General features: G+C 63.8%; 27 protein-coding genes. 9 read left to right on the top strand and 18 right to left on the bottom strand.

Annotated features, from left to right (window positions below):
* Positions 1–8 precede the first annotated feature (8 nt).
* A complete protein-coding gene (locus tag PCO31110_RS02310; protein WP_150689541.1) occupies positions 9–1,943 on the bottom strand; it encodes a tetratricopeptide repeat protein in 1,935 nt (644 codons plus the stop codon).
* A gap of 79 nt (positions 1,944–2,022) precedes the next feature.
* On the opposite strand from PCO31110_RS02310, the gene mutM reads away from it, so the two are divergent.
* Together mutM and mutY are read left to right on the top strand one after the other, a co-directional pair.
* A complete protein-coding gene (gene mutM / locus PCO31110_RS02305) occupies positions 2,023–2,853 on the top strand; it encodes a bifunctional DNA-formamidopyrimidine glycosylase/DNA-(apurinic or apyrimidinic site) lyase (RefSeq protein WP_010804803.1) in 831 nt (276 codons plus the stop codon).
* 84 nt (positions 2,854–2,937) lie between these two features.
* Positions 2,938–4,110 carry an A/G-specific adenine glycosylase gene (gene mutY, locus PCO31110_RS02300; RefSeq protein ID WP_010804804.1) on the top strand — a complete coding sequence of 391 codons (1,173 nt, stop codon included), beginning with the start codon at positions 2,938–2,940 and terminating at the stop codon, positions 4,108–4,110.
* Between the two features lies 1 nt (position 4,111).
* Here mutY and rapZ read toward each other — a convergent pair whose 3' ends face one another.
* The 11 genes from rapZ to PCO31110_RS02245 all read right to left on the bottom strand — a co-directional run bounded on the left by rapZ (position 4,112) and on the right by PCO31110_RS02245 (position 13,193).
* Positions 4,112–4,987, bottom strand: coding sequence for an RNase adapter RapZ (gene rapZ, locus PCO31110_RS02295; RefSeq protein ID WP_010804805.1), 876 nt, complete (start codon positions 4,985–4,987; stop codon positions 4,112–4,114).
* Positions 4,988–5,158: 171 nt separating this feature from the next.
* Positions 5,159–5,485, bottom strand: coding sequence for a PsiF family protein (locus tag PCO31110_RS02290; RefSeq protein WP_150689540.1), 327 nt, complete (start codon positions 5,483–5,485; stop codon positions 5,159–5,161).
* A 159-nt stretch (positions 5,486–5,644) separates the two neighbouring features.
* A complete protein-coding gene (hprK, locus tag PCO31110_RS02285; RefSeq protein ID WP_010804807.1) occupies positions 5,645–6,610 on the bottom strand; it encodes an HPr(Ser) kinase/phosphatase in 966 nt (321 codons plus the stop codon).
* A gap of 77 nt (positions 6,611–6,687) precedes the next feature.
* On the bottom strand, positions 6,688–7,143 hold the full coding sequence (gene ptsN / locus PCO31110_RS02280; RefSeq protein ID WP_010804808.1) for a PTS IIA-like nitrogen regulatory protein PtsN: 456 nt from the start codon (positions 7,141–7,143) through the stop codon (positions 6,688–6,690).
* 236 nt (positions 7,144–7,379) lie between these two features.
* Entirely contained in the window at positions 7,380–7,733 is a 354-nt protein-coding gene (gene hpf / locus PCO31110_RS02275; RefSeq protein WP_010804809.1) for a ribosome hibernation-promoting factor, HPF/YfiA family, read from the bottom strand.
* A 142-nt stretch (positions 7,734–7,875) separates the two neighbouring features.
* Positions 7,876–9,363, bottom strand: a complete 1,488-nt coding sequence (locus PCO31110_RS02270) for an RNA polymerase factor sigma-54 (RefSeq protein WP_010804810.1) — start codon at positions 9,361–9,363, stop codon at positions 7,876–7,878.
* 94 nt (positions 9,364–9,457) lie between these two features.
* Positions 9,458–10,228: an LPS export ABC transporter ATP-binding protein gene (lptB, locus tag PCO31110_RS02265; RefSeq protein WP_036663785.1), complete on the bottom strand. Its 771-nt coding sequence runs from the start codon at positions 10,226–10,228 to the stop codon at positions 9,458–9,460.
* Positions 10,229–10,253: 25 nt separating this feature from the next.
* The gene (gene lptA / locus PCO31110_RS02260; RefSeq protein ID WP_010804812.1) at positions 10,254–10,952 is read right to left on the bottom strand and encodes a lipopolysaccharide transport periplasmic protein LptA; all 699 of its coding nucleotides are present in this window, start codon (positions 10,950–10,952) and stop codon (positions 10,254–10,256) included.
* Positions 10,949–11,608, bottom strand: coding sequence for an LPS export ABC transporter periplasmic protein LptC (lptC, locus tag PCO31110_RS02255; RefSeq protein WP_010804813.1), 660 nt, complete (start codon positions 11,606–11,608; stop codon positions 10,949–10,951). Before lptC ends, lptA begins: the two co-directional genes overlap by 4 nt.
* Positions 11,609–11,631: 23 nt before the next feature.
* Positions 11,632–12,201 carry a KdsC family phosphatase gene (locus PCO31110_RS02250; RefSeq protein WP_150689539.1) on the bottom strand — a complete coding sequence of 190 codons (570 nt, stop codon included), beginning with the start codon at positions 12,199–12,201 and terminating at the stop codon, positions 11,632–11,634.
* An 11-nt stretch (positions 12,202–12,212) separates the two neighbouring features.
* Positions 12,213–13,193 (bottom strand): KpsF/GutQ family sugar-phosphate isomerase, encoded by a 981-nt coding sequence (locus PCO31110_RS02245; protein WP_010804815.1) that lies wholly within the window; start codon positions 13,191–13,193, stop codon positions 12,213–12,215.
* A gap of 189 nt (positions 13,194–13,382) precedes the next feature.
* Here PCO31110_RS02245 and PCO31110_RS02240 point away from each other — a divergent pair, with 189 nt between their 5' ends.
* The 7 genes from PCO31110_RS02240 (at position 13,383) to phnE (ending at position 21,004) form a co-directional block, all read left to right on the top strand.
* The gene (locus PCO31110_RS02240; RefSeq protein ID WP_150689538.1) at positions 13,383–15,365 is read left to right on the top strand and encodes a monovalent cation:proton antiporter family protein; all 1,983 of its coding nucleotides are present in this window, start codon (positions 13,383–13,385) and stop codon (positions 15,363–15,365) included.
* Between the two features lie 150 nt (positions 15,366–15,515).
* Positions 15,516–16,067: an adenine phosphoribosyltransferase gene (locus tag PCO31110_RS02235; RefSeq protein ID WP_010804817.1), complete on the top strand. Its 552-nt coding sequence runs from the start codon at positions 15,516–15,518 to the stop codon at positions 16,065–16,067.
* Between the two features lie 58 nt (positions 16,068–16,125).
* Positions 16,126–16,740: a LysE family translocator gene (locus PCO31110_RS02230; protein WP_150689537.1), complete on the top strand. Its 615-nt coding sequence runs from the start codon at positions 16,126–16,128 to the stop codon at positions 16,738–16,740.
* A gap of 98 nt (positions 16,741–16,838) precedes the next feature.
* Positions 16,839–17,594, top strand: coding sequence for a DeoR/GlpR family DNA-binding transcription regulator (locus PCO31110_RS02225; RefSeq protein ID WP_150689536.1), 756 nt, complete (start codon positions 16,839–16,841; stop codon positions 17,592–17,594).
* 580 nt (positions 17,595–18,174) lie between these two features.
* A complete protein-coding gene (gene phnC / locus PCO31110_RS02220) occupies positions 18,175–19,041 on the top strand; it encodes a phosphonate ABC transporter ATP-binding protein (RefSeq protein ID WP_010804820.1) in 867 nt (288 codons plus the stop codon).
* Between the two features lie 16 nt (positions 19,042–19,057).
* Positions 19,058–20,026, top strand: coding sequence for a phosphonate ABC transporter substrate-binding protein (gene phnD / locus PCO31110_RS02215; RefSeq protein ID WP_150689535.1), 969 nt, complete (start codon positions 19,058–19,060; stop codon positions 20,024–20,026).
* 171 nt (positions 20,027–20,197) lie between these two features.
* On the top strand, positions 20,198–21,004 hold the full coding sequence (phnE, locus tag PCO31110_RS02210; RefSeq protein ID WP_010804822.1) for a phosphonate ABC transporter, permease protein PhnE: 807 nt from the start codon (positions 20,198–20,200) through the stop codon (positions 21,002–21,004).
* A 243-nt stretch (positions 21,005–21,247) separates the two neighbouring features.
* Here the strand turns inward: phnE and PCO31110_RS02205 are convergent, their stop codons facing one another.
* The 6 genes from PCO31110_RS02205 to phnH all read right to left on the bottom strand — a co-directional run bounded on the left by PCO31110_RS02205 (position 21,248) and on the right by phnH (position 26,758).
* The gene (locus tag PCO31110_RS02205) at positions 21,248–22,384 is read right to left on the bottom strand and encodes an alpha-D-ribose 1-methylphosphonate 5-triphosphate diphosphatase (protein WP_150689534.1); all 1,137 of its coding nucleotides are present in this window, start codon (positions 22,382–22,384) and stop codon (positions 21,248–21,250) included.
* Between the two features lie 16 nt (positions 22,385–22,400).
* Complete coding sequence (phnL, locus tag PCO31110_RS02200; RefSeq protein WP_036663770.1) at positions 22,401–23,105, bottom strand: phosphonate C-P lyase system protein PhnL; 705 nt, start codon at positions 23,103–23,105, stop codon at positions 22,401–22,403.
* A 95-nt stretch (positions 23,106–23,200) separates the two neighbouring features.
* On the bottom strand, positions 23,201–23,974 hold the full coding sequence (gene phnK, locus PCO31110_RS02195) for a phosphonate C-P lyase system protein PhnK (RefSeq protein WP_010804825.1): 774 nt from the start codon (positions 23,972–23,974) through the stop codon (positions 23,201–23,203).
* Between the two features lie 38 nt (positions 23,975–24,012).
* The gene (locus PCO31110_RS02190) at positions 24,013–24,900 is read right to left on the bottom strand and encodes an alpha-D-ribose 1-methylphosphonate 5-phosphate C-P-lyase PhnJ (RefSeq protein ID WP_150689533.1); all 888 of its coding nucleotides are present in this window, start codon (positions 24,898–24,900) and stop codon (positions 24,013–24,015) included.
* A complete protein-coding gene (locus tag PCO31110_RS02185) occupies positions 24,897–26,129 on the bottom strand; it encodes a carbon-phosphorus lyase complex subunit (RefSeq protein WP_150689532.1) in 1,233 nt (410 codons plus the stop codon). The genes PCO31110_RS02190 and PCO31110_RS02185 overlap by 4 nt, the downstream gene beginning before the upstream one ends.
* A complete protein-coding gene (gene phnH, locus PCO31110_RS02180; RefSeq protein WP_036663767.1) occupies positions 26,129–26,758 on the bottom strand; it encodes a phosphonate C-P lyase system protein PhnH in 630 nt (209 codons plus the stop codon). The genes PCO31110_RS02185 and phnH overlap by 1 nt, the downstream gene beginning before the upstream one ends.
* Positions 26,759–26,761: the final 3 nt, after the last annotated feature.

Genomic DNA, 26,761 nt, shown 5'->3' with positions numbered 1-26,761 from the left:
CTTCTGCATTACGGCGCGACGTTGTAGCGTTTCATGGTCGAGCGCAGCGTGTCGTCGTCGCCGTCGAGCTTCAAGGCTTCGCGCCAGGTCTTGCGCGCTTCGTCCTGCTGGCCCGACTCCCACAGCACTTCACCCAGATGCGCGCCGATTTCCGCCTGCGCCTGAATGCCGTAGGCGCGGCGCAGCAGATCGAGCGCTTGTTGCTTGTCGCCGAGGCGGTATTTCACCCAGCCGAGGCTGTCCATGATGTACGGATCTTCCGGTGCGAGCGACGCCGCCTTCTGCAGCAGCTTGAGCGCTTCAGGCAAACGCGTGTTGCGCTCGGTCAGCGAATAGCCGAGGGCGTTGTAGGCCTGCGCGTTCTCGGGCTGCGACGTCATCACGCGACGCATCGCTTTTTCCATCACATCGTAGTGCTTGCTCAGTTCGGCCACCATACCGTACTGATAGAGCAGATCCGGATCGTCGGGATTGTTCTTGACCTCGACGGCAAGCAGCTTTTCCGCGTCTTCGTAGCGCTTTGCCTTGACGAGCAAATCGGACTCGGCACGCTTGAGCGCGAGTTGCTCACGCGGGTCGCTCGACTTGATGCCGTGCAGCAGCGCACGGCCTTCCTCGACCTTGCCCTGATCGGCGAGCAATTGCGCGCGCCCGATCTGTGCGGGCAGATACGCGTTGCTGTCTTCGCGAATCTTCGAGAGCCACTTGTCGGCGGCCGGGTAATCCTTGCGATCCTGCGCGATCTGCGCGAGATAGACGTACGCTTGCGCGCCGTCGGTGTTCTGTTGCTCCGCCTCTGCCGCGTATTTCTGCAAATACTGCTCGGCTTGCTCCGGATGCTTGGCGTGCAGGTTGAGCAATGCGAGCGCCATCAGCGTCGAGAGTTCATGCGGAAAACGCTTCTCCAGCGTCTCGAACTGCTTCTGCGCGGCGTCGAGCTGATTGTCCGCGAGCAGCAGCTTGGCGTAGGCGAAGCGGGCTTCCTTGGCATTCGGATTGCGATCGAGGAATGTCTTCAATCCGGCGATGGCGCTGGTGCGCTCTTCCGGGCCCATCTGCCCGTAAAGCAGGGCGGCGGCTTCGTAGTCGGGCTTAAGCTTGAGCGCCGTTTCGAGCGACGTGCGCGCACCGGCCGTGTCGCCAGCATCGAGTTGCGAGCGGGCGATGGCCAGTTGCGCCTCGGGGCGTTGCATGTCGTTGGCCAGCATGCGCTTGAGCGAGTCGATGCCCGTGGCGCGCTCCGGGCTACGCGCAATCATCTGCTGCAGTTCGAGAATGGCCTGACCGCGACGCGCTTCCGGCACCTTGTTCAGTTCGTCGACGAGAAGCGGTTCGGCTTCCGCCAGATGGCCGGTGCCGACTTGAAGGCTTGCGAGCAATTGCGAGGCCGGACGCCAGGCGGGATCGAGTTGATGCCACAACCGCGCGGCGACCAGCGCGTCGCCGAGCTGGCGCGCACCCAGCGCGATTTCGACGGCGCGGCGCGCCATGCGCGGGTCCTTCGTCCGATTCGCCAGCGCGATGTATGTGTTGAACGCCGGCGCCAGGTTGCCTTGTTGCAGGCTCAGTTCGGCGGCCATCACTTCGAAGACGATCTCGCTGGAGAGCGCGACGTTCGGGAGATTTTCGCGAGGGGCGTTCGCATTCGACTTGACGTCGTCGCTATCGGTGTCCGCCTCGCCAGCCGCGCGCGGGGCGCTTGCCTTGGACGGCGCAGCCGCCGGGGCGCTGGCGGGGGCCGCCGGCGCTTTCGGTGCGGTTTGCGCGAACGCGCTCGAAGATGGCAGGAATGCCATGATTGCGCTGGCGCAGGTGACGCCGAGCGCCGTTGCGCCGGCCCACGCCACGCGTGCCAGGGCGCCTCGCAGGCGCAAGACCACGGGTGCCACGGTGAGCGCCGTGTTCTCGGCGGCGGGAATGGACTGGAATCGGGTGTTCGGCATAGGGATCCACGGCAAGTATCGAGCGATTGTAGCGCGCCCGATACAATAGAGTCTAAATCCTCAGCAAACGTTCGCAGGCATGCCTGAACTCCCGGAAGTCGAAGTCACCCGCCGCGGTATTGCGCCGCACGTGGCGGGCACGCGTGTCGCGCGTATCGACGTGCGCAACGCCTCGCTGCGCTGGCCGGTGCCCGACGGCCTCGACACGCTCCTGCGTGGCGAAACGCTCGTCGGCGTAACCCGTCGCGGCAAGTACCTGCTGCTCGAATATGCCCCCGGCTGGCTGCTCGTGCATCTGGGCATGACCGGCACGTTGCGCGTCATGTCCGAGCCGCACGCGTTGCCCGCCGCCGGCGTGCATGACCACATCGACCTCGTGTTCGAGCGGTGCGCGCTGCGCTATCGCGATCCTCGCCGCTTCGGCGCGGTGCTGTTCCACCCGCGCTCGGCCGGCGACGTGCTCATGCATCCGCTGCTCGCCAGTCTCGGGGTAGAACCGCTGACAGACGACTTCGACGGTCAGCGGTTGTATGCCGGCACACGCGGGCGTACGGTTGCCATCAAGCAGGCATTGCTCGCAGGCAACATCGTCGTGGGCGTGGGCAACATCTATGCGTCGGAGAGCCTGTTCCGTGCTGGCATCCACCCGCGCATGCAGGCAGGCAAACTTTCCCGGCCGCGCGCGGAAAAGCTCGCAAAAGCGATCAAGGATGTGCTCGCCGCAGCCATTGAGAAAGGTGGCAGCACGTTGCGCGACTTCGTGGGTAGCGACGGCAAGAGCGGCTATTTTCAGCAGGAGTATTTTGTCTACGACCGTGCCGGACAGCCATGTCGCGTGTGCGGCACGCCAATCCGGCAGATCGTGCAGGGCCAGCGCTCCACGTTCTTCTGCCCGCACTGTCAGAAATGACGCAGCAGCGGCGGCAAACGGGATGACCGGAAAGTCCGGCCCGGCCGCCGCCCATCGCCGTACAAGATGCCCCCAAAAACCGATATGAACGAATCGTCCAGCGACCTTCCTGCCAACTCGCTTGCGGGCACTTTTGCCGAGCGTCTGATCGCTTGGCAGGCCGAGCATGGCCGCCACGATCTGCCGTGGCAGAACACGCGCGATGCCTATCGCATCTGGCTGTCCGAGATCATGTTGCAGCAGACGCAGGTTGCCACGGTGATCCCGTATTACGCGCGATTTCTTGAGCGATTCCCCGATGTCGCCGCGCTGGCGAACGCGCCGCAGGACGATGTGATGGCGCTCTGGAGCGGCCTCGGCTACTACTCGCGGGCGCGCAACCTGCATCGTTGCGCGCAGGTCGTGCTCGCCGAGCATGGCGGACGTTTCCCGACGGACCCAGAGACGCTCGCCACGCTCCCGGGTATCGGCCGCTCGACGGCCGCCGCGATTGCCGCGTTTGCTTACGATGCGCACGCCGCGATTCTCGACGGCAACGTCAAGCGGGTGCTCGCGCGTGTGTTCGGTATCGAGGGATTTCCGGGCACGCCGAAAATCGAGCGGGAAATGTGGGCGTTGGCCGAATCGTTGCTGCCCGGAAGCAATTTGCCCGCCTACACGCAGGGGATGATGGATCTCGGCGCGACGCTATGCGGGCGCGGCAAGCCGCGTTGCGGCGAGTGCCCGTTCGACAGCGATTGCGTTGCGCATGCGACGGGACGCGAGCGGATATTGCCGACGTCCAAGCCGAAGAAGGTTCAGCCTGAGCGTTACGTCGACGTGCTGGTGATTGGCTCGGGCGAGCGCATCCTGTTCGAGCGGCGCCCCGACAGTGGCATCTGGGGCGGGCTATGGAGCTTGCCGGAACTGACACCGCCCACCGGGGAGCGCGAGGCGGACGATGCGTCGCTGCGTGAGCGTCTGAGCGCCCATGCCGCCGCCCTTGGCGCCGCGCAGGGCACCGTGCAGTCGCTTGTGCCGCTGCAGGGGCTCACACACGTCTTCACGCATTTCCGGCTGCACTTGCGCCCGTGGCTGGTAACGCTATCCGGGGCTTCGGCGCAGGGGGCGTTTGCTGCCCGTTCGGGCGACGCCCCCCATGCGTGGCTCGACTCGGCAGGCATCGCCGCGGCCGGATTGCCGTCGCCGATCCGCAAGATTGCCGACGCCCTGCGCATTGTTTCGCCGGGCGACGGCCAACTCTGCCTGCCGGCCTGAATCAGGCTGCGGGCTCGAGGGGAGCGAGTTCGCGATGCCGCACGAGCACGCTGGCTTCCGCGCGGAAGCGCTCGCCTAGCGTTTCGGCGATGAAGACAGAGCGGTGCTGGCCGCCCGTGCAGCCGATCGCCACCGTCAGATAGCTGCGGTTGTCGCGCATGTAGCTTGGCAGCCACTTCTGCAGATACGCGCCGATATCGTTGGTCATCTCGTCGACTTCCGGAATGGCCGAGAGGAAGTCGATCACCGGCTGATCGCGGCCGGTTAGCGGACGAAGCTGCGCGTCGTAATAGGGGTTGGGCAGAGAGCGGACATCGAACACGAGATCGGCGTCCAGCGGCACACCGTGCTTGAATCCGAAAGACTCGAACATCAGCGTGAGTCCGGCGTGATCGTGCTGGACGAATTCACGGATCCAGCGGCGCAGCGCACTCGCGCGCAAATTGCTGGTGTCGATCTGGTGACCGAGTTCGGTCACGCTATTGAGCATTTCGCGCTCTTTCTCGATCGCTTCGACGAGCGAGCCAGTGGCCGACACCGTATCGTCGCCCAGGACAGAGAGCGGATGACGGCGGCGCGTCTCGGAAAAACGCTGCACGAGCGTTTGCGTGGTGGCGTTGAGGAACAACACCCGCACGTCGTGGCCGAAGCGGCGCAGTCCGCCGATGATCGGTGGCAGATCGGCGAGCGAGCCGCCGCTGCGCGCATCGATGGCGACCGCGAGACGTGTGTAGTTCTGCGTTTCGAGATATTCGGCGAGTTCAGGCAGGAAGCGCGACGGCAAATTGTCGACGCAGTAGTAACCCGCATCCTCGAGGACGTTCAAGGCCAGCGATTTGCCGGAACCCGAAACACCGGTAATCAGTACGATCTTCATGACATTCCCCGAATACAACCATGATGGTAAGCGATTGTGTCTTACGGGTGTCGAGCCGACAGAAACAAGAACGTTCCCGAGGATTTCTCTCGTTTCACGAGAAAAGAGCGTTGCACATGCGACAGCGGCGCCCGTAGGGCGCCGCTGGGTATGCGTTGGCGGGGAAAGGCGTCAGGCTGCCGGCTTGTTCGACAGGCACGACTTCATGAACGCTTTGCGATCATCGCCCTTCTTGTCGCCAGCCTGTGCGTTACAGGTCTTCATCTTTTCTTGCTGGGTCGGCTTGGCTGCGGCGGCGGGCTTGTTCGACAGGCATTCCTTCATGAACGCCTTGCGGTCGTCACCCTTCTTGTCGGCGGCTTGCGTGTTGCAGGTGCTCATCTTGTTCTGTTGGGCGTTGGCTGTCTTGGCAGCTGGCGCCGGGGCGGCCGTCTGGGCAAATACGGGCGATGCGAGCAGCGGGGATGCCAGAAGCAATGCAGCGAGTGCTTTTTTCATGATCGTCTCTCCATAAGGTCGACACGCACGGGAAGGGACCGCGTGGCGATTACAACATGAAAGAAAACGCGCCGCAATCGCGCGGCGTTGACAGAAAAAAGCAGAAATTACGGTAAACCCCGGCGTTTCGGGCGACGGCGGGCGCCACCCGTGGGGGATTCAGAGCAGCTTGCCCTGCATGCCGTCCGGGTCCTGCATGGCTTGCCGCTGGCGCTCCATGAAGTCCTTGAGGGTATCGATGCCGCGAAGTTGCAGGATCGTATTCCGCACAGCGGCTTCGACCAGCACGGCGAGGTTTCGCCCGGCCGCCACTTGCAGGATGACCTTGTTGATGGGCAGGCCAAGCACGTCCACTGTCTGCGCTTCGAGCGGCAGGCGTTGGAATTCGCCGTCGGGGCGGCGCACCAACTGGACGATCAGCTTGAGCTTCATCTTCCGGCGCACTGCCGTTTCACCGAAGATCGTCTTGATGTCGAGCAGGCCCAGACCGCGCACTTCCAGCAGGTTTTGCAGCAGCGGCGGGCAGCGGCCTTCGACGAAATCCGGCCCGAGTCGCACGAAATCGACGGCATCGTCTGCGACCAGTCCGTGCCCCCGGCTGATCAGTTCCAGGCCGAGTTCGCTCTTACCGAGACCGGAATCGCCGGTGAGCAGCACACCCATGCCCAAAATGTCGAGAAACACGCCATGCATCGTGCATCGCGGGGCGAACACACGCGAAATGTACAAACGCAGGCTGTCGATGACTGCTGCCGTCGACATCGGTGTGGTGAACAGCGGTGTGGACGAGCGGGTACAGCGCAACACCAGATCGGGCGGGGCTTCGAGGCCGTCGGCGACCACGAGGAACGGCGGTTCGAGCGCAATCACTTCGCCCATATGACGCTTGCGGTTTTCGTCCGTGAGGCGCTGGTAGTAGCGCAACTCAGCCTCACCCAGCACCTGAATCCGGTTCGGGTGGATGAGGTTCAAGTGACCCACGAGGTCGGCGCTGGAGGTGGCGGTGGCCACGCTCTCGGGCGTGAAACCGCGCTCCCATCCCTCATGGCCGGTCAGCCACGACAACCGCAGCGTGGCGGCGTTGTCGTCGAAAATGCTTTGCGCGTTGATGCCGGTCAGTTCCACCGCGTCGCCTCGTTCGGTTGGGTGTGGGAGCTACGAATTCTCTGAATTTCGCGGCGGATACCGGCGCATACGCCGGTTCAGGGCTGCCAGTTGGCGAGTGCGGCGTGGATCTCGTCGGCACTCGGCGCGCGGCTCAACGTCTCGCGCATCGCGCGATCGGAGAGCAACTGGGCAATTTCGGAAAGAATCTCGAGATGTTGCTGCGTTGCCTGCTCAGGCACCAATAGAAAAAACAGCAGGGAGACCGGCTGACTGTCGGGCGCTTCGAAGGGAATCGGGTCTTCGAGACGCACAAATGCTGCCATCGGATGCTTGAGGCCCTTGATACGCCCATGCGGAATGGCCACGCCTTCACCCAGTCCGGTCGAGCCCAGACGCTCGCGTGCGAACAGATTGTCGGTCACAAGCGCGCGCGACAGGCCGGCATTGTTCTCGAAAAGAAGCCCGGCTTGCTCGAAGACGCGCTTCTTGCTGGTGACGGACAGTCCAAGCAGGATGTTGGACGCAGGTAAGAGTTTGACTAAACGGTTCATCTTGTAATGCGGGCGAACGCTTAGTCGCCCTCCAACCCCCGATTGACCTCGCATTATAGACCACCCGCTACGGTGCCCGCGGCAATCCATGGAACTTGGCGGAACCATATAAAAGGGGCCGTTCAACGGCCCCGCGGTGGGTGATGCCAGACTTATGACAGACGTGCATGCGCTTGGGTGGCGCCGTGCGAACTCACATGCCTGTCAGTCGATGCGACTACCTCGCCCGGACAGGCTCATTGCGGCGGCTCTGCCTCGGGAGGTTGCTGGTGCTTGAGGGCCTCGCGACCGTGATCCTGAACCTTGTCCTTGTATTGCATTACCTTGCGGTCGAGCATGTCGATCAGCTTGTCGATGGCGGCATACATATTCTCGTCACACTTCTCGACGAAAATTTCCTTGCCCTTGAGATACACGGTGACGCTAGCAATCTGGCGTCCGGCCTTCTCCTTGGTCTTGTCGACAGATAGGATCACCTCGGCACCAATGAGCTGGTCGAAATGCCTCAACACGCGTTCGAGCTTGTTGACGACAAATTCGCGCAGTGACGGCGTGAGTTCGAGGTGATGTCCACTGATCTTCAGATTCATAGCTGCTCTCCTTGCTGAAATGCCGAAGTGCAGGCCGCGTCATCAACGACGCTGGCTAGCGGGAGTGCGAGCCATTGACGTGACGCAATGTCGCACTGCGGCGTTATGCCCCAGCGAGCCAACATGGCACACGAGGACCGTCCTACAAAGATTTGCGCAAGTTCACTGCGGGGATTCGCATGGCCTCACGGTATTTCGCGACGGTGCGCCGCGCTACCACGAACCCTTGCTCTGCCAGCAGTTCCGCGATACGGCTGTCGGAAAGGGGGGTCTGCGGGTCTTCTGCTCCTATGAGTTGCTTGATGAGTGCGCGGATGGCGGTCGATGACGCTGCGCCACCGGCTTCCGTTGCCACATGTGAACCAAAGAAGTACTTCAGCTCAAAGGTTCCAAATGGAGTGAGCATGTACTTACTGGTAGTCACGCGTGAAATCGTGGATTCGTGTAAGCCCAGCGTATCAGCAATCTCGCGTAAAACCAAGGGCCGCATGCCGATTTCGCCATGCGTGAAGAAGTTCTTTTGACGCTCGACAATCGCCTGCGCCACGCGCAGGATCGTATCGAAACGTTGCTGGATGTTCTTGATCAGCCAGCGGGCTTCCTGAAGCTGCTGCTGTAAGTTGCCGGTGCCCGGATCGTTGCGGTTATTACGCAGTATGCGCGCATACATCTCATTGATGCGCAGGCGCGGCATGACATCGGGATTGAGTTCCGCAGTCCAGCCGCTGCCCTGTTTGCGCACAAGCACGTCGGGCACGACGTAATCGGCCTGGGGCGAGCCATAGGCGGCGCCGGGGAACGGGTCGAGCGAACGAATCAGTTGATGGGCGGCGCGCAAGCTGTCTTCGCTCACGCCCAGCTGGCGGCGCAGACGGGTGTAATCGCGCGCGGCCAGCAATTCCAGGTGATCGCTGACGATTCGTAGCGACAGTGTGCGAACGTTGCTCGCGGGCAGACGCTGGAGTTGCAGCCGCAGGCACTCAGCCGGGGTGCGGGCGCCCACGCCCGCCGGGTCGAAGCTCTGCAGCAGTGCGAGTGCGGCGTTGATTTCTTCGGTCTCGAGCGCCAGCTCTTCGGGCATTTCTGCCTGAATTTCATCGAGCATGGTGCCGAGGTAGCCATCTTCGTCGAGCGATTCGATCAGGAATTCCACCAGCGCCCGGTCGCGCGGACTGGCTTTGGTCAGGCGCAACTGGGCCAACAGGTGTTCGCGAAGATTGGGGTGATCGACATGAAGTTGCGGACGGGCGTTGTCGTCGTCGTCCGATGCGCTACCCGAGCGTGCGAAGTCGTTCAGGCTCCAGTCGCTGCCGCTGTCCTGGGCGTTGTCGTCGAAGCGCGTCTCGCCGTCGAGTTCGCGGGCTTCGTCGCGGCCGTTGGCGGGTTCGGAGCTGTCGTTCGTGCTGCTGCCCGACGTGCTCCGCTCGTTGCGCAGCGACCCGTCCGTGCCCACACGTACCGAGCCCGCGAGCCAATCGTCCTCGCGTTCGAGCATCGGGTTCTGGGTGAGGGCGTGCTCGACTTCTTGCTGAAGTTCGAGCGTCGACAGTTGCAACAACCGGATCGATTGCTGCAACTGCGGCGTGAGGGTCAGGTGCTGGGAGGTGCGGAGTTGAAGAGTCGGTTTCATAGCGTATCTCGCCTTCATTGTAGAGGCTTTGTCACGCCAGCGGAACCGGCCCTGTTCCCTATCGGGGGCAGGGTTTACATGCGAAAAATTTGCTTTACATCCGGAAATTCTCGCCCAGATAGACGCGGCGGACGCTTTCGTCGGCCACGATCTGGTCGGGTGTGCCGGCAGCGAGCACCGAGCCTTCGCTGATAATGTAGGCGTGATCGCAGATGCCGAGCGTCTCGCGTACGTTGTGATCGGTAATCAGGACACCGATGCCGCGGTCCTTCAGGAAGCGCACGATGCGCTGGATTTCCAGCACGGCAATCGGATCGACACCTGCAAATGGTTCGTCAAGCAAAATAAAGCGCGGCTGCGTAGCCAGTGCGCGGGCGATTTCCACACGGCGGCGCTCGCCGCCCGAGAGCGACATCGCCGGATTCTCGCGCAGATGGCTCACCTGCAATTCATCGAGCAGCGCTTCGATGCGGCGTTCGATCTCGTCGCGCTTGAGCGGTTTGCCCTGTGCATCGAGTTGCAATTCGAGCACGGCGCGGATGTTGTCCTCGACCGTTAGCTTGCGAAATACCGACGCTTCCTGCGGCAGATACGAGACCCCCATGCGGGCACGTTCGTGAATCGGCAGTTCGCTGATCAGATTGCCGTCGAGCTGAATTTCACCGTCGTCGGCCGGCACGAGGCCCACGATCATATAGAACGACGTTGTCTTGCCTGCGCCGTTCGGGCCCAGCAGACCCACCACTTCGCCGCTTTTCACGTCCAGCGAGACATCCTTGACGACGGTACGGGCGCCGTACTGCTTCTTGAGCGAGCGTACGACGAGCGCGCTCGGCTTGCCCGCCGGGCCGAGGCCGGGATTGATGTTCGAGGCGTTGCTGTTGGCAGAATTACTCACGCGGATTCCCGATACTTTTTGAGGGAGACAGCGGCGGCAGATCGCCCTTGGCGGCTGCCCCCGGCTTGCTCGCGCCGCCGGGCTGCGCCTGATTCGCGCCCGTTGCATTGCGCGGGGCGAGCGTGGCGCGCACGCGGCCGTTCGGATTGTTGGCGTTGACCTGATCTGCGCCGCTGTTCGCGGTATAGACCTCGTTATACGTGTCGTACGTGATCACGCTGCCGTGGATCTCATCGAGCACCTTCGTGCCGCCGGCCAGGCGCTTGAGCGTGGCTTGCGTGGTGAGCGTGGCGACTTCGGTCTTGCCGTTGTAGTAAATCGTCTGACCCCAGCCGTCGATGTACTCGTCGAGGCCGTCGCGCTTCTGGCGCATATAGGCGAGCGGGCCGCCCGGCTTGTAGTAGGCCGTAGCGTACTGATAGCCCTCCGGGTCCTGAGTCACTTCGACGCGATCGGCCTTCAGGAGAATCGTCCCCTTGGTCATCGTCACGTTGCCGGTGAAGATGTTGACCTGCTTGAGGTCGTCATAGCTCATGTGATCCGACTCGATATTGAGCGGCTTGTCGCGGTCGGCACGCTCGGCGTGGGCGAGCGGCGACACCAGTGCGCCGAGCACGGCGAAGGCGGTGGCCAGCGCGCGCAGGGTACGCATCGACAGGAAAACGGGTCGCGGGTTGCGGCGATCGGTCATGGGGTCTTGGAGCCCTGTTTGGTCTGGGGAGGCGCGTTGGTTGCGGCGGGCGGGGCCGGGGGTTTACTGCCCATTTCCGCCGGCTGGATCGTGCCGTGAACATTGCCGAGCAATTGTACGGCGCGCGAGATGTTATTGAAAATCATGCCGTCGCCGTACATCACGGAAGACCCTCGGAAGAGCTGGACGGGAAGTTCCGTGCGTACGATGTCTTCGTTCACCAGCACCTGGAAGTGTTCGGACAGCGCGCGCATTTCCGGATCGCGCGGTCCGGCCTGACGAACGACCACGGCATCGTCGTACATATCGACGATCGACATGTCGGCGTTGAGCGTGCCGCGCTTGCTCGTGGCCGTCACTTCCGGTTGATCCGGCGTGAACGCACGCACGGCGGGCATCGTGAGCGCCGTGGTCTGGTCGTCCTCGAAATGCGTCATGTGGACCGCATTGATGCGGTATTGCGTGAGCCCGCTCGCCGACAGCGTGGAGATGGCCATGTCGTCGGCATAGTAATCGGGAACGTGCCGCTTCACGTACGGCGCGCGATCGGCGTCGGAAGGCAGCGTGCGTTGCACGAGCCAGTACGTGCCGGCCGCCAGGCTGGCCAGCGCGACGACGGCGATCAGGGAGGCAGATGAGACGCGTTGAATGGCCATGAGTGATCGGCTTCCTCTGCGCGTCAGGCCAGGGCTTCGGCGAGCAGGGCGTCGTAACGTCCCTGAGCGCGCAGGATGAAGTCGCACAGCTCGCGCGCGGCGCCTTCGCCGCCACGCGTGTCGGCAATCCAGTGGCAACGCGCCCGCACTTCGGCGTGGGCATTGGCCGGGCAGGCGGCGAAGCCGACGCGTGTGAGTACGGGCAGATCGGGCCAGTCGTCGCCGATATGCCCGCAAACATCGGCCGTCACCGACACCTTGGCGCACAGATCCTCGAACGCGGCACGTTTGTCGTGCACGCCCTGATAGACGTGGGCGACGCGAAGATCCGCCGCGCGCTTGGCGACGATGTCGGAGTGGCGGCCGGAGATGATGGCGGTGACGATGCCGGCGTCGGCGAGCAGCTTCAGGCCGTGCCCGTCGAGTGAATCGAACGTTTTGATGACCTCGCCGGCCGGGCCGTAGCGCAGGCCGCCATCGGTGAGTACACCGTCGACGTCGAACACCATGACACGCAGGCGAGCCGCGCGCGCGTTGGCGTCGGCATGGGCCACGTTGGACGAAGTGGATTGGGCGATGCTGGATTGACTCATGGGCTGGAGACTCACACGACCTTGGCGGCGAACAGGTCGTGGACGTTCAGCGCACCGACGAGGCGGTCGTTCTCGGTCACGAGCAGTTGCGTGATGCCGAAACGCTCCATCAGCTCGGCGGCTTCGGCGGCGAGTTGATCGGGGCCGATGGTGCGCGGGCCGGCCTTCATGACGTCGGCCAGCGTGAGCGTGGTGAAGTCGAGCGTACGTTTGAACAATCTGCGCAGATCGCCGTCGGTAAAGATACCCACCACGCGATCGTCGGCATCGACAATCGCGGTCATACCCAGACCCTTGGCCGTCATTTCGAGCAGGGCATCGGACAGGCTGGCATCGGTGCGCACCCGCGGAATGCGTTCACCGGTACGCATGACATCGCGCACGAAGGTGAGCAGACGCCGGCCGAGGGCACCGCCCGGATGCGAGCGGGCAAAGTCCTCTGCGCCGAACCCGCGGGCGTCGAGCAGCGCGACGGCCAGCGCATCGCCGAGGGCGAGGGCGGCCGTGGTGCTGGCCGTGGGGGCGAGCCCCAGAGGGCAGGCTTCCCGGTCGACGTGCGCGTCGAGATGCACATTCGACAGGCGTCCGAGGCTGGAGCTGGCGTTGCCCGTCATGGCGATGAGCTTCGCGCCGATGCGCTTTATCATCGGCAGGATGCTGACGAGTTCGCCCGTCTCGCCCGAGTTGGACAAGGCGACGACGACGTCGCCGGCCGTGATCATGCCCAGGTCGCCGTGGCTGGCTTCGGCGGGGTGAACGAAGAATGCGGGGGTGCCGGTGCTGGCGAACGTGGCGGCCAGTTTGCGGCCGATGTGACCGGATTTTCCCATCCCGGTGACGACCACACGCCCGCGGCAATCGAGCAGCAGCGAGACCGCTTCGAAGAAGCTGTCGTCGAGGTGCGCGGAGACGCGTTCGATGGCGTCGGCTTCCGTGCGCAACACCTCCCGGGCGACCTCGAGTGCCCGGCCTGGATTGATTTTCGCTATCATGCGCGGAGTATATCAAAACGGACGCGGCGCCGAGGACAGCCGCGCCAGGCTTGGCCCCGCGGCGTTCGCGCCGTTTCGCGGCGCGGCCCGGTCCCCCTCGGATGCCGCCGCGCGGACGCAATCTGGCACGGCACTTGCATCATCCGTGCCGTGCGTATTCGGATTCACCCAGGAAACCCACCTTAGCTGATGGCATCGCCGCTCGAACTCACTCTCGTCCTGTTGTTTGCCGCCTGTGTTGGGGTGGTGCTGTTCCGCATGCTCCATTTGCCGCCGATGCTTGGCTATCTGAGCGTAGGCATCGTGATCGGCCCGCACGCGCTGGGGCTGGCCGCCGATTCGCAGCGCGTGCAATACCTCGCGGAGTTCGGTGTCGTCTTCCTGATGTTCTCCATCGGCATCGAGTTTTCGCTACCCAAGCTCAAGAGCATGCGCCGCGTGGTGTTGGGGCTTGGTGTTTCTCAGGTCTTGGGAACGTTGATCGTGGCGGTCGGGCTGGGGGCGGCCGTCAATCTGTTCTGGTCGTTCTCGTGGCAGGCATCGGTAGCACTCGGTGGTGCGCTTGCCATGTCGTCGACGGCCATCGTCACCAAGATGCTGGCGGAGCGTCTGGAACTGGAGACCGAGCACGGCCGCAACATCATGGGCGTGCTGTTGTTCCAGGATCTGGCCGTCGTGCCGCTGCTGATCGTGATCTCCGCCCTTGGCGGTAATTCGAAAGCGCTGGTGCTGGCGCTGACGCTGGCCGCGCTCAAGATTACCGGCGCGCTGGCGTTGTTGCTGTGGGTGGGTCAAAAGCTGGTCGGCCGCTGGTTTCACATCGTGGCGGCGCGGCGCTCGCAAGAGCTGTTCATGCTCAACCTGCTGCTGCTCACGCTGGGCCTTGCGTATATCACCGAGCATCTTGGCCTGTCGATGGCCCTGGGGGCGTTCATCGCGGGCATGTTGATTGCAGAGACGCCGTTCCGCCATCAGGTGGAAGACGACATCAAGCCGTTCCGCGACGTACTGCTGGGGCTGTTCTTCATTACGACCGGCATGTTGCTCGACCCGGCCATCGTCATGAAGCAGCCGCTGCTCGTGCTGTTGTTCTTCGTCGGCCCGCTGATCGTCAAATTCACGCTGATCGCCGGTCTCGCGCGTTTATTCGGCAGCTCGCCCGGCACGGCGATCCGCACTGGTCTTGGCTTGGCGCAGGCCGGCGAGTTTGGCTTCGTGCTGCTCAATCTGGTGATCGACCGGCAGCTGCTCGACCCCTCGCTGTCGCAGGCTGTGCTGGCCGGCATGCTGCTCTCGATGCTGTGCGCGCCGTTTCTCATCATCAACGCCGACCGGATCGCGCTGCGTTTCGTCGCCAACGAATGGATGATGCAGTCGTTGCAGATGACCAAGATCGCCACACAGAGCATCAAGACTTCGGGGCACGTCATCATCTGCGGGTATGGGCGATGTGGCCAGAACCTCGCGCGCATGCTCGAGCAGGAAGGCATCGGGTACGTGGCGCTCGACCTCGACCCCGACCGCGTGATGGAAGCGGCCAGTTCCGGCGAGACCGTCGTGTTCGGCGATGCGGCCCGGCGTGAAGCGCTCATCGCCGCAGGGATTCACCGCGCCGCCGGTATCGTGGTGACGTACGACAGTACTCCGGCCGCGCTAAAAGTGTTGGCGCAGGTTCAGGCGCTGGAGCCGACCTTGCCGGTTGTCGTGCGCACGGTCGACGACACGCATATCGACGACCTGATCGCCGCAGGCGCGACCGAAGTCGTGCCCGAGATCGTGGAGGGCAGCCTGATGCTGGCGTCGCACGCGCTGGTGCTCATGGGCGTGCCGATGCGCCGCGTGCTGCGCCGGGTGGCGCAGGCGCGTAACGAGCGCTACAGCCTGCTGCGCGGCTATTTCCACGGCCTTGACGACGAGGACGAAGGCGGCGAGCGCGAGCAGGTCCGCCTGCAATCGGTGCCACTGTCGCTGAACGCCGATGCGGTCGGGCGCACACTCGGCGAACTTCGGCTCGACAAGCTCGGCGTGACCGTCACGGCCATCCGCCGGCACGGTATTCGCGGCGTCGAGCCGGTGTCGGAAACGCGTCTGATGGCCGAAGACATCGTGGTGCTGCGCGGTCTGCCCGAAAAACTGACGGCGGCCGAACACCGTCTGCTGGGGCGCGAATAGCAGGCATCAGAAGACGTTCGGAGACGTCCGGACGTGTGCAGGGCGGGCAAGGCACCTGCTCAGGGGCGTCTTCGCCAAATGACGACGGGGCGCCGGGCCTTTTTGGCATAATGTGGCGTGTTACCTATCAGTACCCCAAGAAGGATCCCCGTGCAGATCGATGAGTCTCCTGCCGCTTATATCAAAAGCCAGATCCGCACCGTGCCGGACTGGCCCTCGCCCGGCGTGCAGTTTCGCGATATCACCCCGTTGCTCAAGAACCCGCGCACCTTGCGGGTGTTGATCGATGTGTTCGTGCATCGCTACATGGAGCACCGACCCGATTACATTGCCGGGCTCGACGCGCGCGGCTTCATCCTCGGTTCGATTCTGGCGTACGAGTTGAACATCGGCTTCATCCCCATTCGGAAGAAGGGGAAGCTGCCGTATCAGACGGTTGCGGAAGAGTACGAGCTGGAATACGGCAGCGCGACCGTCGAGATTCACGCCGACGCCTGCGGTCCGGGGGATCGCGTGCTGCTGATCGACGATCTCGTCGCCACCGGCGGCACCATGCTGGCGGGCAAAAAGCTGCTTGAGCGTCTGGGTGCCACCGTCATCGAAGGCGCGGCCATCGTCGACTTGCCGGAACTGGGCGGCTCGCGTCTGATTCGCGATGCCGGATTGCCACTGTTCCTGCTGTGTTCGTTCGAAGGCCACTGAGCACGCGCCCGGCCCGCCTCGATCCCCCCATGCCCTTTCCCTGACCTGGACCGCGTCGATGCCCAATCTCTGGCTGTTCCTGCTGACCTCGGTCGCGATCACACTCGCACCGGGCCCGGACAACATGCAGGTCATCGCGCGCGGCATTGCGCAGGGGCGCCGTGCCGGGCTGGCTGCTGCGGCCGGCTTCACGTTCGGCTGCCTTTTCCACACGACCGTCGCGGCCGTCGGTCTAGCCGCCGTGCTGCGTTCGTCGCCGTGGGCGTTCGAGGCGATCAAACTGGCGGGCGCGGCCTATCTCATCTGGATCGGCATCAAGGCGCTGCGCGCGCGTGGCGCCATGGCGCTGGCCAACGACGCCACACCGCAACCGCTCTCGGCGGTCTTTCGTCAGAGCGTGTTCGCGAACATGCTCAATCCGAAAGTCACCCTTTTCTTCCTTGTGTTCCTGCCGCAGTTCGTGCGTGCCGACGCGGCCCATCCGGGCTGGCAGATGCTGCTGCTCGGCCTTGTGTTCATGGGGCAGACCATCGTCGTGTTCAGCGCGTACGGCTGGTTCGCGGGCGTGCTGGGGACGTGGCTCAAGCGCCGTCCGGACGCGGGGCGTTGGCTTGACCGCGTGGCCGGTGCGATCTTCATCGGTTTGGGTCTGCGTGTCGCGTTGCAGGGGTAACGACGACACCGGCGGGGGGCACCCGCGCTTGTGCATGACCGGCATCGGTTTTGTCGATGCCGCCAGAGATTTCGTAGTCCAACCGACATTGTCCGATCATGCTTGCCGAACAACGCCAACAATACGTGCTCGAACAACTTGCCAAGACCGGGGCCCTCGCGATCAGCGATCTGGTGCGTGAGTTGGGTGTCTCGCGAGAGACCGTGCGTCGAGACCTGAACACACTGGCCGCGCGCGGCCTGTTGCTCATGACGCACGGCGGCGCGCTGGCCGCCGACCGCAGCGAGCCCGACTGGACGCTGCGCGAGAACCTCAACGCCGTGGGCAAGCGCGCCATCGGCGTACGGGCGGCGGAACTCGTGCCCGACGGCGCGTCGGTCATCATCGACTACGGCACGACCACGCGCGCGGTGGCGCAGGCGCTGCTCTCCAAGCATCGTCTTCGCATCTATACGAACGACTGGCAGATTGCGCGTTTGTTGGGCCGTCACCACGACAACCGGGTGACGCTGCTCGGCGGAGAATTGCAGGATAACGAAGACGCCGTACAAGGCTGGGACGCCATCAACCAGATATCCCAATATCACGCCGACTTCGCTTTCATTGGCGTGGGCGGCGTGACGGAAGACGGTGGCATTACCGACTTCAATCGCGCGGCGGCCGAGTTGCGTGCGCGCATGTTGCTGTGTGCCAACGTATCGGCCGTCGTGGCGGACCACACCAAATTCGGTCGTGTGACGCCCGTGCGCATTCGCCATTTCGAAGCCGCCCGTTACCTCATCAGCGATGCAGCACCGCACAAGAGCATGCTGGCGCAACTGCGCGCACGCGGCCCGGAACTCCTCATCGCTTAAACACGTAAGTATGTAAGCACGCAAGCGGGGGCGAGCGGGCGGCCCGACAGCCCATCTTCCGCAGAGCGTCAGGCATCTCCGTTCGGCGATGCCGCGATCCACGCAAACGCGACCACGGTTCGCCACAGCACGCCACACGTCGCCACGACGGGCAGGTATTCGGCCGGCGGTCTCATCTCTACACCTTTGCGGAGTTGCCGGTGGCGCGGCCTTGCGGCGCTTCTTGCATCGCCAGCGCGCCTCGCCAGTCTCTCGAAAATGTGTAGACAAAATCGGTACATGTGCCGAGGGCGACGTTATCTCGTGCCGCCTGGCCCCGACGGTGACGTCCGTGCGGCGACACCCGCCGAAGTCCCAAAAACACTCCCAAAGTACTGACCGGATAAGGGTTCCCACAGGCGCTGAAAAAGCTGATCGATTGTCACTGTGTTGTCACTGAGGCTTTTTAGACTGCGTTCACTTTTGGCACAAATTGCCACAAAACAGCTAGTCGAGCGATGCGAGCGAAGCACTCCATTTTCAGGGTGCCGTCGACACGGGTGCATCGGGTCCGACCGGCGATTCGACTGACAGGTGAAGCGTGGACGAAGCGATTCGAATCGAGCGACTGACCAAGACTTTCGGAAGCGGGCGTCGTGCGCTCGACGAAGTGGCGCTCAAAGTCATGCCGGGCGAAATGGTCGCGCTCATCGGGGCGTCGGGTTCGGGCAAGTCGACGTTGATGCGTCACATTGCGGGCTTCGTGGCTGCTGATCAGCAGCCCGGCAGCATTGAAATTCTGGGCCGTCCGATTCAGCGCGACGGCCGTATCGTGCGCGAAGTGCGCCAGATTCGCCGCGACATCGGCTTCGTCTTCCAGCAGTTCAATCTGGTGGGGCGCCTGCCGGTCATTACCAACGTGCTGACGGGCCTGCTCGCGCGCGTGCCGGTGTGGCGCAGTCTGATGTTCCGCTTCACTGCTGAAGAGCGCCAGGCGGCGCTCGCGGCGCTGGCCGAAGTGGGCATTGCCGATCTGGCCTTCCAGCGCGCCAGCACGCTCTCGGGTGGTCAGCAACAGCGTGCGGCACTGGCGCGCACGCTGGTGCAGGGCGCGAAGATCATTCTCGCGGACGAACCGATTGCGTCGCTCGATCCGGAGTCGGCCCGCAAGGTGATGGACATGCTCGCGCGCATGAACCGCGATCACAAGCTGACGGTAGTCGTCTCGCTGCACCAGGTGGACGTAGCGATGCGCTATTGCGTGCGCACCGTGGCGCTGCATCAGGGGCGCGTGGTCTACGACGGCCCGTCTGCGGCGCTCACGCCAGACCTGCTGCGCCGTCTTTATGGCGTGCAGGCGAGCGAGTTGCTCAACGAAGACGCCGATGCCCCGGAGAACGTGACGGGCACGAAGCCGGCCGATGCCGAAGCGCCATTTCTTACCTCGATGTCCCTAAGTCTGACCTGACCTGGAGCTTGCTCTCATGAAACTGTGGAAAACCCTGCTGGCCGGCGCGGCCATGATCGCCTCGGTGGCGGCAGCGCACGCGCAGGAAATCAATTTCGGCATTATCTCGACCGACTCGAGCGCGGCTCTGCGCCAACGTTGGCAGCCGCTGATCGATGACATGGAGAAGCAAACGGGCCTGAAGGTGACCCCGTTCTTCGCCACCGACTATGCCGGTGTGATCGAAGGCATGCGCTTCAACAAGGTGCAACTCGCCTGGATGGGTAACAAGGGCGCGATGGAAGCCGTGGACCGTTCGCAAGGCGAAGTTTTCGCGAAGATCGTGTACGCCGACGGCACGGAAGGTTACTACTCGTTGCTGATCTCGAACAAGTCGAGCCCGTACAAGACGCTCGACGACGTGATCAAGAACGGCAAGAAGATCAACTTCGGCCTGGGCGATCCGACCTCGACGTCGGGCACGCTGGTGCCGGGTTACTACGTGTTCGCGAAGAACAACATCGATCCGCGCACGTACTTCAAGACTGCGCGCAGCTCGAACCATGGTGCGAACCTGATGGCCGTGCTCAACAACCAGGTTGACGTGGCGACGAACAACACTGAAGAGCTGAGCAAGCTTGAGGCAACGCAGCCGGAGAAGGCCAAGCAGGTTCATGTGATCTGGAAGTCGCCGCTGATCCCGTCGGACCCGATGCTGTGGCGCAAGGACTTGCCGGATGCAACGAAGAAGAAGATCCGCGACTTCTTCCTGACCTACGGCAAGGACGCGCATGAGAAGGAAGTGTTGAAGAACATCTACAACTACGGTGGTTTCCGTGCGTCGACCGATGCTCAACTGCTGCCGATCCGTCAGCTTGAACTGTTCAAGCAGAAGGTGCAACTTGAGTCGGATGCCAACATCGACGCTGCCAAGAAGAAATCGCAACTGGCAGAAATCGACAGCAAGCTCGCCGCGCTCGATCAGGCGCTGAACAAGGCGAAGTAAGCGTTTCACCGCAAAAGAAGTCAGTCATTGATTCAAGCGACGTCACAGGGCGGCACGCGCGTGTTGTTCTGTGGCGAATACCCGCGAGCCGGACCCTAATACCTGCCGAGTCCTTTGCGGTCCGATTTTTCTCCGGCCGATGTTATGCCGGTATGACTTGTGGTACTCGACATGAACCCCAGCGTATCCCTCACTGCAAATGGCCGCCTGCCGGGCGAGCCGCCCAAGCGTTCGTGGCTGTCCCTGATCGGTTGGGGAGCGTTCTTCCTGATCCTGGTGTGGTCGTGGGGCGGTGCCGACATGCGTCCGCTCGATCTGATACGCGATTCGGGCAACATGAGTCAGTTCGCGCACGATTTCTTCCCGCCCGATTTCCATGACTGGCGCGTGTATGTCCACGAGATGCTGGTGACCATTCATATCGCGGTGTGGGGCACGGTGTTAGCGGTTGTGTGTTCGATCCCGATGGGGTTGCTTTCGGCGTCGAACATGGTGCCGGCGTGGGTGTATCAGCCGGTGCGTCGCGTGATGGATTCGTGCCGCGCGATCAACGAAATGGTTTTCGCGATGCTCTTCATCGTCGCGGTGGGTCTCGGCCCATTTGCGGGGGTACTTGCATTGTGGGTGCATACGACGGGCACGCTCTCGAAGTTGTTTGCTGAAGCGGTCGAAGCGATTGATCCGCGTCCGGTGGAGGGCGTGCGTGCAACGGGGGCGCGTGCCATCGACGAAATCCTGTACGGCGTGCTGCCGCAGGTCATGCCCTTGTGGATTTCGTACACGCTGTACCGTTTCGAGTCGAACGTGCGTTCGGCCTCGGTGGTCGGGATGGTGGGAGCGGGCGGAATCGGCGTGGTGCTGTATGAAGTGATCCGCAGTTTCCAGTATGCGCAGACGTGTGCTGTGATGTTGATCATGATCGTTGTGGTGACGTGCATTGACGTCTTCTCGGCGCGAGTGCGCAAGCAGGTGATCTGACGCTGAACAGAGGCTCAGTCGCCAGCAAGCAGAACGCCGATCCTTGGAGATCGGCGTTTCGCGTTTACGCGGGGGGGGGGATAAAGCGGGGAAGGGTGTTGATAGAAGTACCAGGGGCGAGGAGGGGGATGGACCGGGGCCCCTTTCTGCAGCGAGTTGGGTTTATGTCTGAGAGGCGGAAAGGGGCCCCGGTCCGTCGGGAGGGAGGTGTTGGGGTTGGGGGGGGGTCGGCTCGCGGAGGGTTCAGGCGACGCGCAGTCCTTCCAGATACGTGGCACGCGGCACTGGCGGCATGCTGGGGCGGATGGCGACGCGCACCATGTCTGCCCGCAAGCCTGGCACGATGCCGCCACGGTCCGTGAGGCCGACCGACTGTGCGGGCGTCCACGACACGGTGCGCATTGCTTTCGAGAGCGACCAGCCGATATCGCTATGGAGTTGGAAGGCGGCTTGCAGCAGGCTCGACGGCACGTAGTCTGACGAGAGGATATCGAGCATGTCTTCGCGAGCGAGATCGGCTGCTGCGACATTACCTGAATGCGACCCGCCGCGCACGATGTTAGGTGCGCCCATGATTACGCCAATCGACTTCTCGCGTGCGGCGCGGGCTGCGGTGAGCGTCGTTGGGAATTCCGAGAGTGCCACACCGTCGCGGACGGCTTCGTCCACGTGTTCAATCGACGTGTCGTCGTGACTCGCCAGCGGCAGACCGCGCTCGCGGCTCATCGCCACGATGGCGCGGCGATGCGGCAAGGCGAAAGCCTCTTGCAGCGCTTTCAGATCGGTCAGCATTGCCTGCCACGTCTCGTCCGACACCTTGCCGTTGCGCTCGTGATACTGGCGATACTGCACTGGGTCGTGCCACTGGCGCTGACCGGGCGTGTGATCCATGACCGACACGAGCCGCAGCAGCGGGTGGTCGCTCATTTCGGCGAACGCGTCTGCCGCGTCGTGCGTGGCGACCTCGCAGCGCAGGTGCAGGAAGTGATCGGCACGGAACAGACCGGCGGCGGCGGTGTCGAGCAGTGCCTGACCGCACTCGTTCTGCACTTTGCGGCTGCGCAGGCCGAACGCGTCGCGCTCGCCGATCACCAGCGAGTCGAAGACCGTGGTGATGCCGGCGGCGGCGACTTGTGCGTCGTGAATTGCGAATGCGGCGTGCGTATTCCAGAGTACGCCGGGGCGCGGCGCGAGGTGCTTTTCCAGATTGTCGGTATGCAACTCCACCAGACCGGGCAATAGATGATCGCCCTCCCAGTCGATGGCCTCTGGCACCTGCGTCGTGCCTTCTTCCACGGAATGAATGCGGCCCTCGCGCACTTCGACGACCCCGGTGAAGGTGGTTTCGGGCGTGACGATGCGGGCGTTCTTGATGAGCATGACAAACTCCGGTGGATCAATGAGCGGGACGAAGCACGGGGCGCATGGCGAGCGTGCGGGAGGCAACCTCATCGCGGGTGGCTTCGTCGTGGAAAATGCCGACGATCGCGCTGCCGGCGGCACGTGCCTCGCCAATCAGTTGCGCGACCACGGCTCGGTTCTGGGCGTCGAGCGATGCGGTCGGTTCGTCGAGTAGCAGCACTGGCGCGGCGGCAATCAGGCCGCGTGCAATATTGATACGCTGCTGCTCGCCGCCCGAGAACGTCGCGGGGGCGAGTGACCACAGCCGTTCGGGAATATTCAGACGGGCGAGCAGATCGCGGGCACGGCCTGCGGCGTCGCCGTCGCTATGCCCAAGACGGCGCAATGGCTCCGCCACGATATCGAGCGTGCTCACGCGCGGGATCACGCGCAGGAACTGGCTGACATAGCCGAGCGTGGTGCGGCGTACCGAGAGCACCTCGCGGGCGGTGGCGGTGCTCAGGTCGACCCAACGCCGCGTGTGGCCGTCGTCGTGACGGATCTCGATGCGGCCTTCGCCTACGAGATAGTTGCCGTAGAGACAGCGCAGCAGTGTGCTCTTGCCCGCTCCCGATGGACCGACGAGCGCCACACATTCGCCGCGCCGCACGCTTAGATCCACGCCGTCGAGCGCGGGAATGGCCGCGCCGCCCTGGGCGTGCAGCCGGAACGTTTTGTGCAGACCCTGAGCGCGCAGCATGACGTCGTGCTCGCGCGTGGCGAGGGTGACGGACTCCTGCCGGAGCGCTGCCCCGTTGGGGGACGAGGCAGCCGTGAGAAAGTTCGTTCCGGAGTTCATACGGGCAGCACCGAGGAAACCAGCAATTGCGTGTAGGGATGTTGGGGATCGTCGAGCACCTGATCGGTCAGCCCGGCCTCGACCACACGGCCGGCCTGCATCACGATCAGGCGATGCGCGATGAGTCGCGCCACGCCGATATCGTGCGTGACGATGATGGCGGCAAGATGAAGGCGCTCGACGAGCGAGCGCAACAGATCGAGCAAACGCGCCTGCACCGATACGTCGAGACCGGCGGTCGGCTCATCCATGAACACGAGGCGCGGTTCAGTCACCAGATTGCGGGCAATTTGCAGACGTTGCTGCATCCCGCCCGAGAACGCGCCGGGCATCTCGTCGACGCGGGCCGGATCGAGCTCGACCTGTGCCATCCAATGGCGGGCCTTGGAGCGGATGTCGCCGAAGTGGCGTGCACCGACGGCCATCAGGCGATCGCCGATGTTGCCGCCGGCCGAGACATTCATGCGCAAGCCGTCGCGCGGATTCTGTTCCACGAAGCCCCACTCGGTACGTAGCAGACGACGCTTGTGTGCCTCGTCCAGCGTGCTCAGGTCGTGTAACGTGCCGTCGGTGCCGCGATAGTGCAGCGTGCCGGCGTCGATCTCGTGACGCAGCGCCAGCGCGTTGAGCAGCGTCGACTTGCCCGATCCCGATTCGCCCACGACGCAAACCACTTCACCGGGCCAGAGATCGAACGTCACATCCGTGCAACCGATGCGCTCGCCGTAGTGTTTGCCCAGACCCGCGACACGCAGCAGCGGTTCGTCCATCGGCCGTACGGCGCGCAGGGCCGCATTCGAGAGCGCGTTCATGCGGCCTCCTTCGTTGCCGTGCGGCTGCCGCAGTAGTCGCTGTCCGAACACACATACATGCGGGTGCCCGCGTCGTCCGTGATGACTTCGTCGAGGAAGCTGTCCGTCGCGCTGCACAAGGCGCAATGCGCATCCCACTTCTGGATCTGGAACGGGTGGTCGTCGAAGTCGAGGCTCTCGACCGGCGTGTACGGCGGAATCGCATACAGACGCCGCTCGCGTCCCGCACCGAAGAGTTGCAGCGCCGGGTTCATATGCAGCTTGGGGTTGTCGAATTTCGGAATCGGGGACGGTGACGTGAGGTAGCGCCCGTTCACGATGACCGGATAGTCGTAAGTCGTTGCAATGGCGCCGTGCCGCACAATGTCCTCGTACAGACGCACGCGCATGAGGCCGTACTCGCCCAGCGCATGCAGCTTGCGCGACTCGGCGATGCGCGGCTCCAGACGGAAGAGCGGCTCCGGCATCGGCACCTGATAGACCATGATCTGGCCTTCGTGCAGTGCCGCCTCGGGAATGCGGTGACGGGTCTGGATGACCGTGGCCTCCGACGTTTTCGTCGTTGTGGCCACACCGGCCGTGCGCGCGAAGAAGCGACGGATGTTCACGGCGTTGGTCGTGTCGTCCGCGCCCTGGTCGATGACCTTGAGCGTGTCGTCCGCGCCGATCACGGCAGCGCTCACCTGAATGCCCCCCGTACCCCATCCATAGGGCAGCGGCATCTCACGGCTGCCGAACGGCACCTGATAGCCCGGAATCGCCACCGCCTTGAGCAGGCTGCGGCGAATCATGCGTTTGGTCTGTTCGTCGAGGAACGCGAAGTTGTAGCCCTCCACCGTCGCGGCACCGGCCGTTGGCGAAGACGTTTGCGCGGCGTCGCTCATGCGGCCTCCTGAGAGTTCTGAACGGTGGCGCCGGTGTCGTCGCCAGCGTCCTGTGTTCCGTATTTCGCGGCGTGCTCGGCGCGCAGACGGCGCACCAGTTCCAGCTCGGCCTGAAAGTCGACGTAATGCGGCAGCTTCAGGTGCTGCACGAAGCCGGAGGCTTCGACGTTGTCGCTGTGATAGAGCACGAATTCCTGCTGTTGCGCGGGCGAGGTGACGGCGTCGCCCAATTCCTGCGTGCGCAGTGCGCGGTCGACCAGCGACATGGCCAGCGCCTTGCGCTCGTTGTGGCCGAACGCGAGACCGTAACCTTGCGTGAACTGCGGCGGCACGTCCTGATTACCGCCGAACTGCGTGACCATCTGGCACTCGGTGACCGCGATCTCGCCAATGTCGATGGCAAAGCCGAGCTCTTCCGGCACGATCTCCACGGCGACATGCCCGATGCGGATTTCGCCCGCGAACGGATGATCGTTGCCATAGCCGCGCTGCGTGGAGTAGCCGAGGGCAAGCAGGAAGCCCTCGTCGCCGCGGGCGAGATTCTGCAACCGTGCCGTGCGCGATGCGGGCGTGAATAGCGGGGCGTGCACGAGGTCATGCGGCTCGGGGTCGGTGCCATCGGCACGCAGCGCTTCGAGCAGGCCGTCGCGCCCCAGAATATCGGTCACACGCGGCGTGACGCCGATGGGCGGCACGCCGGGGATGGCGACATCGCCCTGTGCAACGGCGTTGCGCGATTCGACGCCGGCGGCGTCGTGCGCGGTGTCGGCACCGACTTCGCCAGGCAATGGCTCACGGCTGCCATGCTCATGTGCCTCGTCTTGCGCGAGTAGCGCGAAGTCGAGCAGCCGTTGTGTGTAGTCGTACGTGGCGCCCAGCACCTGACCGCCCGGCACGTCCTTGAACGTGGCGGAGATGCGGCGCGACAAGCGCATCGCGGCAGTGTCGATGGGCGTTGTCGTGCCCAGACGCGGCAGCGTCGTGCGATAGGCACGCAGCAGGAAGATCGCTTCGACGAGATCGCCTGCCGCCTGTTTGATCGCCAGTGCCGCGAGCGTTTCGTCATACAGCGCGCCTTCGCTCATCACGCGTGCGACGGCCAGACGCATCTGCTCGCGGATTTGCGTAACGCTAAGCGCGGGCACCTCGGGATTGCCGCGTCGCGCCCGGGCGAGCAGATCCCACGATTGTTCGATGGCGCGCTCGCCACCTTTGACTGCGACGTACATCAGCAAACCTCCACATGCGTGGTGCGCGGCAGGCCGAGCACCGTGTCGCCTGAGGCGATCAACAGATCGAGCCCGGCGGGAAAGCGCGGGGCGAGCGCGGCGCGCGCTTGCCAGAAACCCGTGTCGAGCCCGCCGACCGTCACGTCGGCATGCGCGGCAATGCCGGGGCCGCGCAGCCGCAAATGCAGACCGTCCGTGCCGGTGTGACCGGCGGCGAGCGCCGGCACATCGACGATCAGCGTGGCGCTGTGTTCGGGCGACTCTGCCGTACCGAACGCGAAGCGCTCGAGTGCGGGGCAGCGTGCGGGGTCGGTGAGCAGCGCGAATTGCGCCGTCGCCAGATCCGCTTCGCCACTCAGCAACGGGGCACCCGTGTGAAAGCGCAGTGCGCTCGCCACTTCGGGCAGCGGAAATTGCAGCCAGACGGAGGTCGTCGCGTCGGCCAGGGCGAGCAGCGTGGCGCGCGCGGCGATGCTCGCTTCCTTGCTCAGCGCGAGCCGGCTGCCGACACTGCGCAGCACGCCGGGGCGCGCCAGCGCGTCGAGCACCGCGCGGAATACCCCCTGTGCGTCATGAACGGGATCGGCGAAGCCGGGTTGCAACTGCGACCAGTCAGGTATCGATGCCATCAA

It is taken from the genome of Pandoraea communis (genome assembly GCF_902459745.1).
In the GTDB taxonomy this organism is placed as follows: Bacteria; Pseudomonadota; Gammaproteobacteria; order Burkholderiales; family Burkholderiaceae; genus Pandoraea; species Pandoraea communis.
The sequence above is the reverse complement of the archived record's forward strand: the minus strand, read 5'-3'. Positions and strand labels throughout refer to the sequence as shown.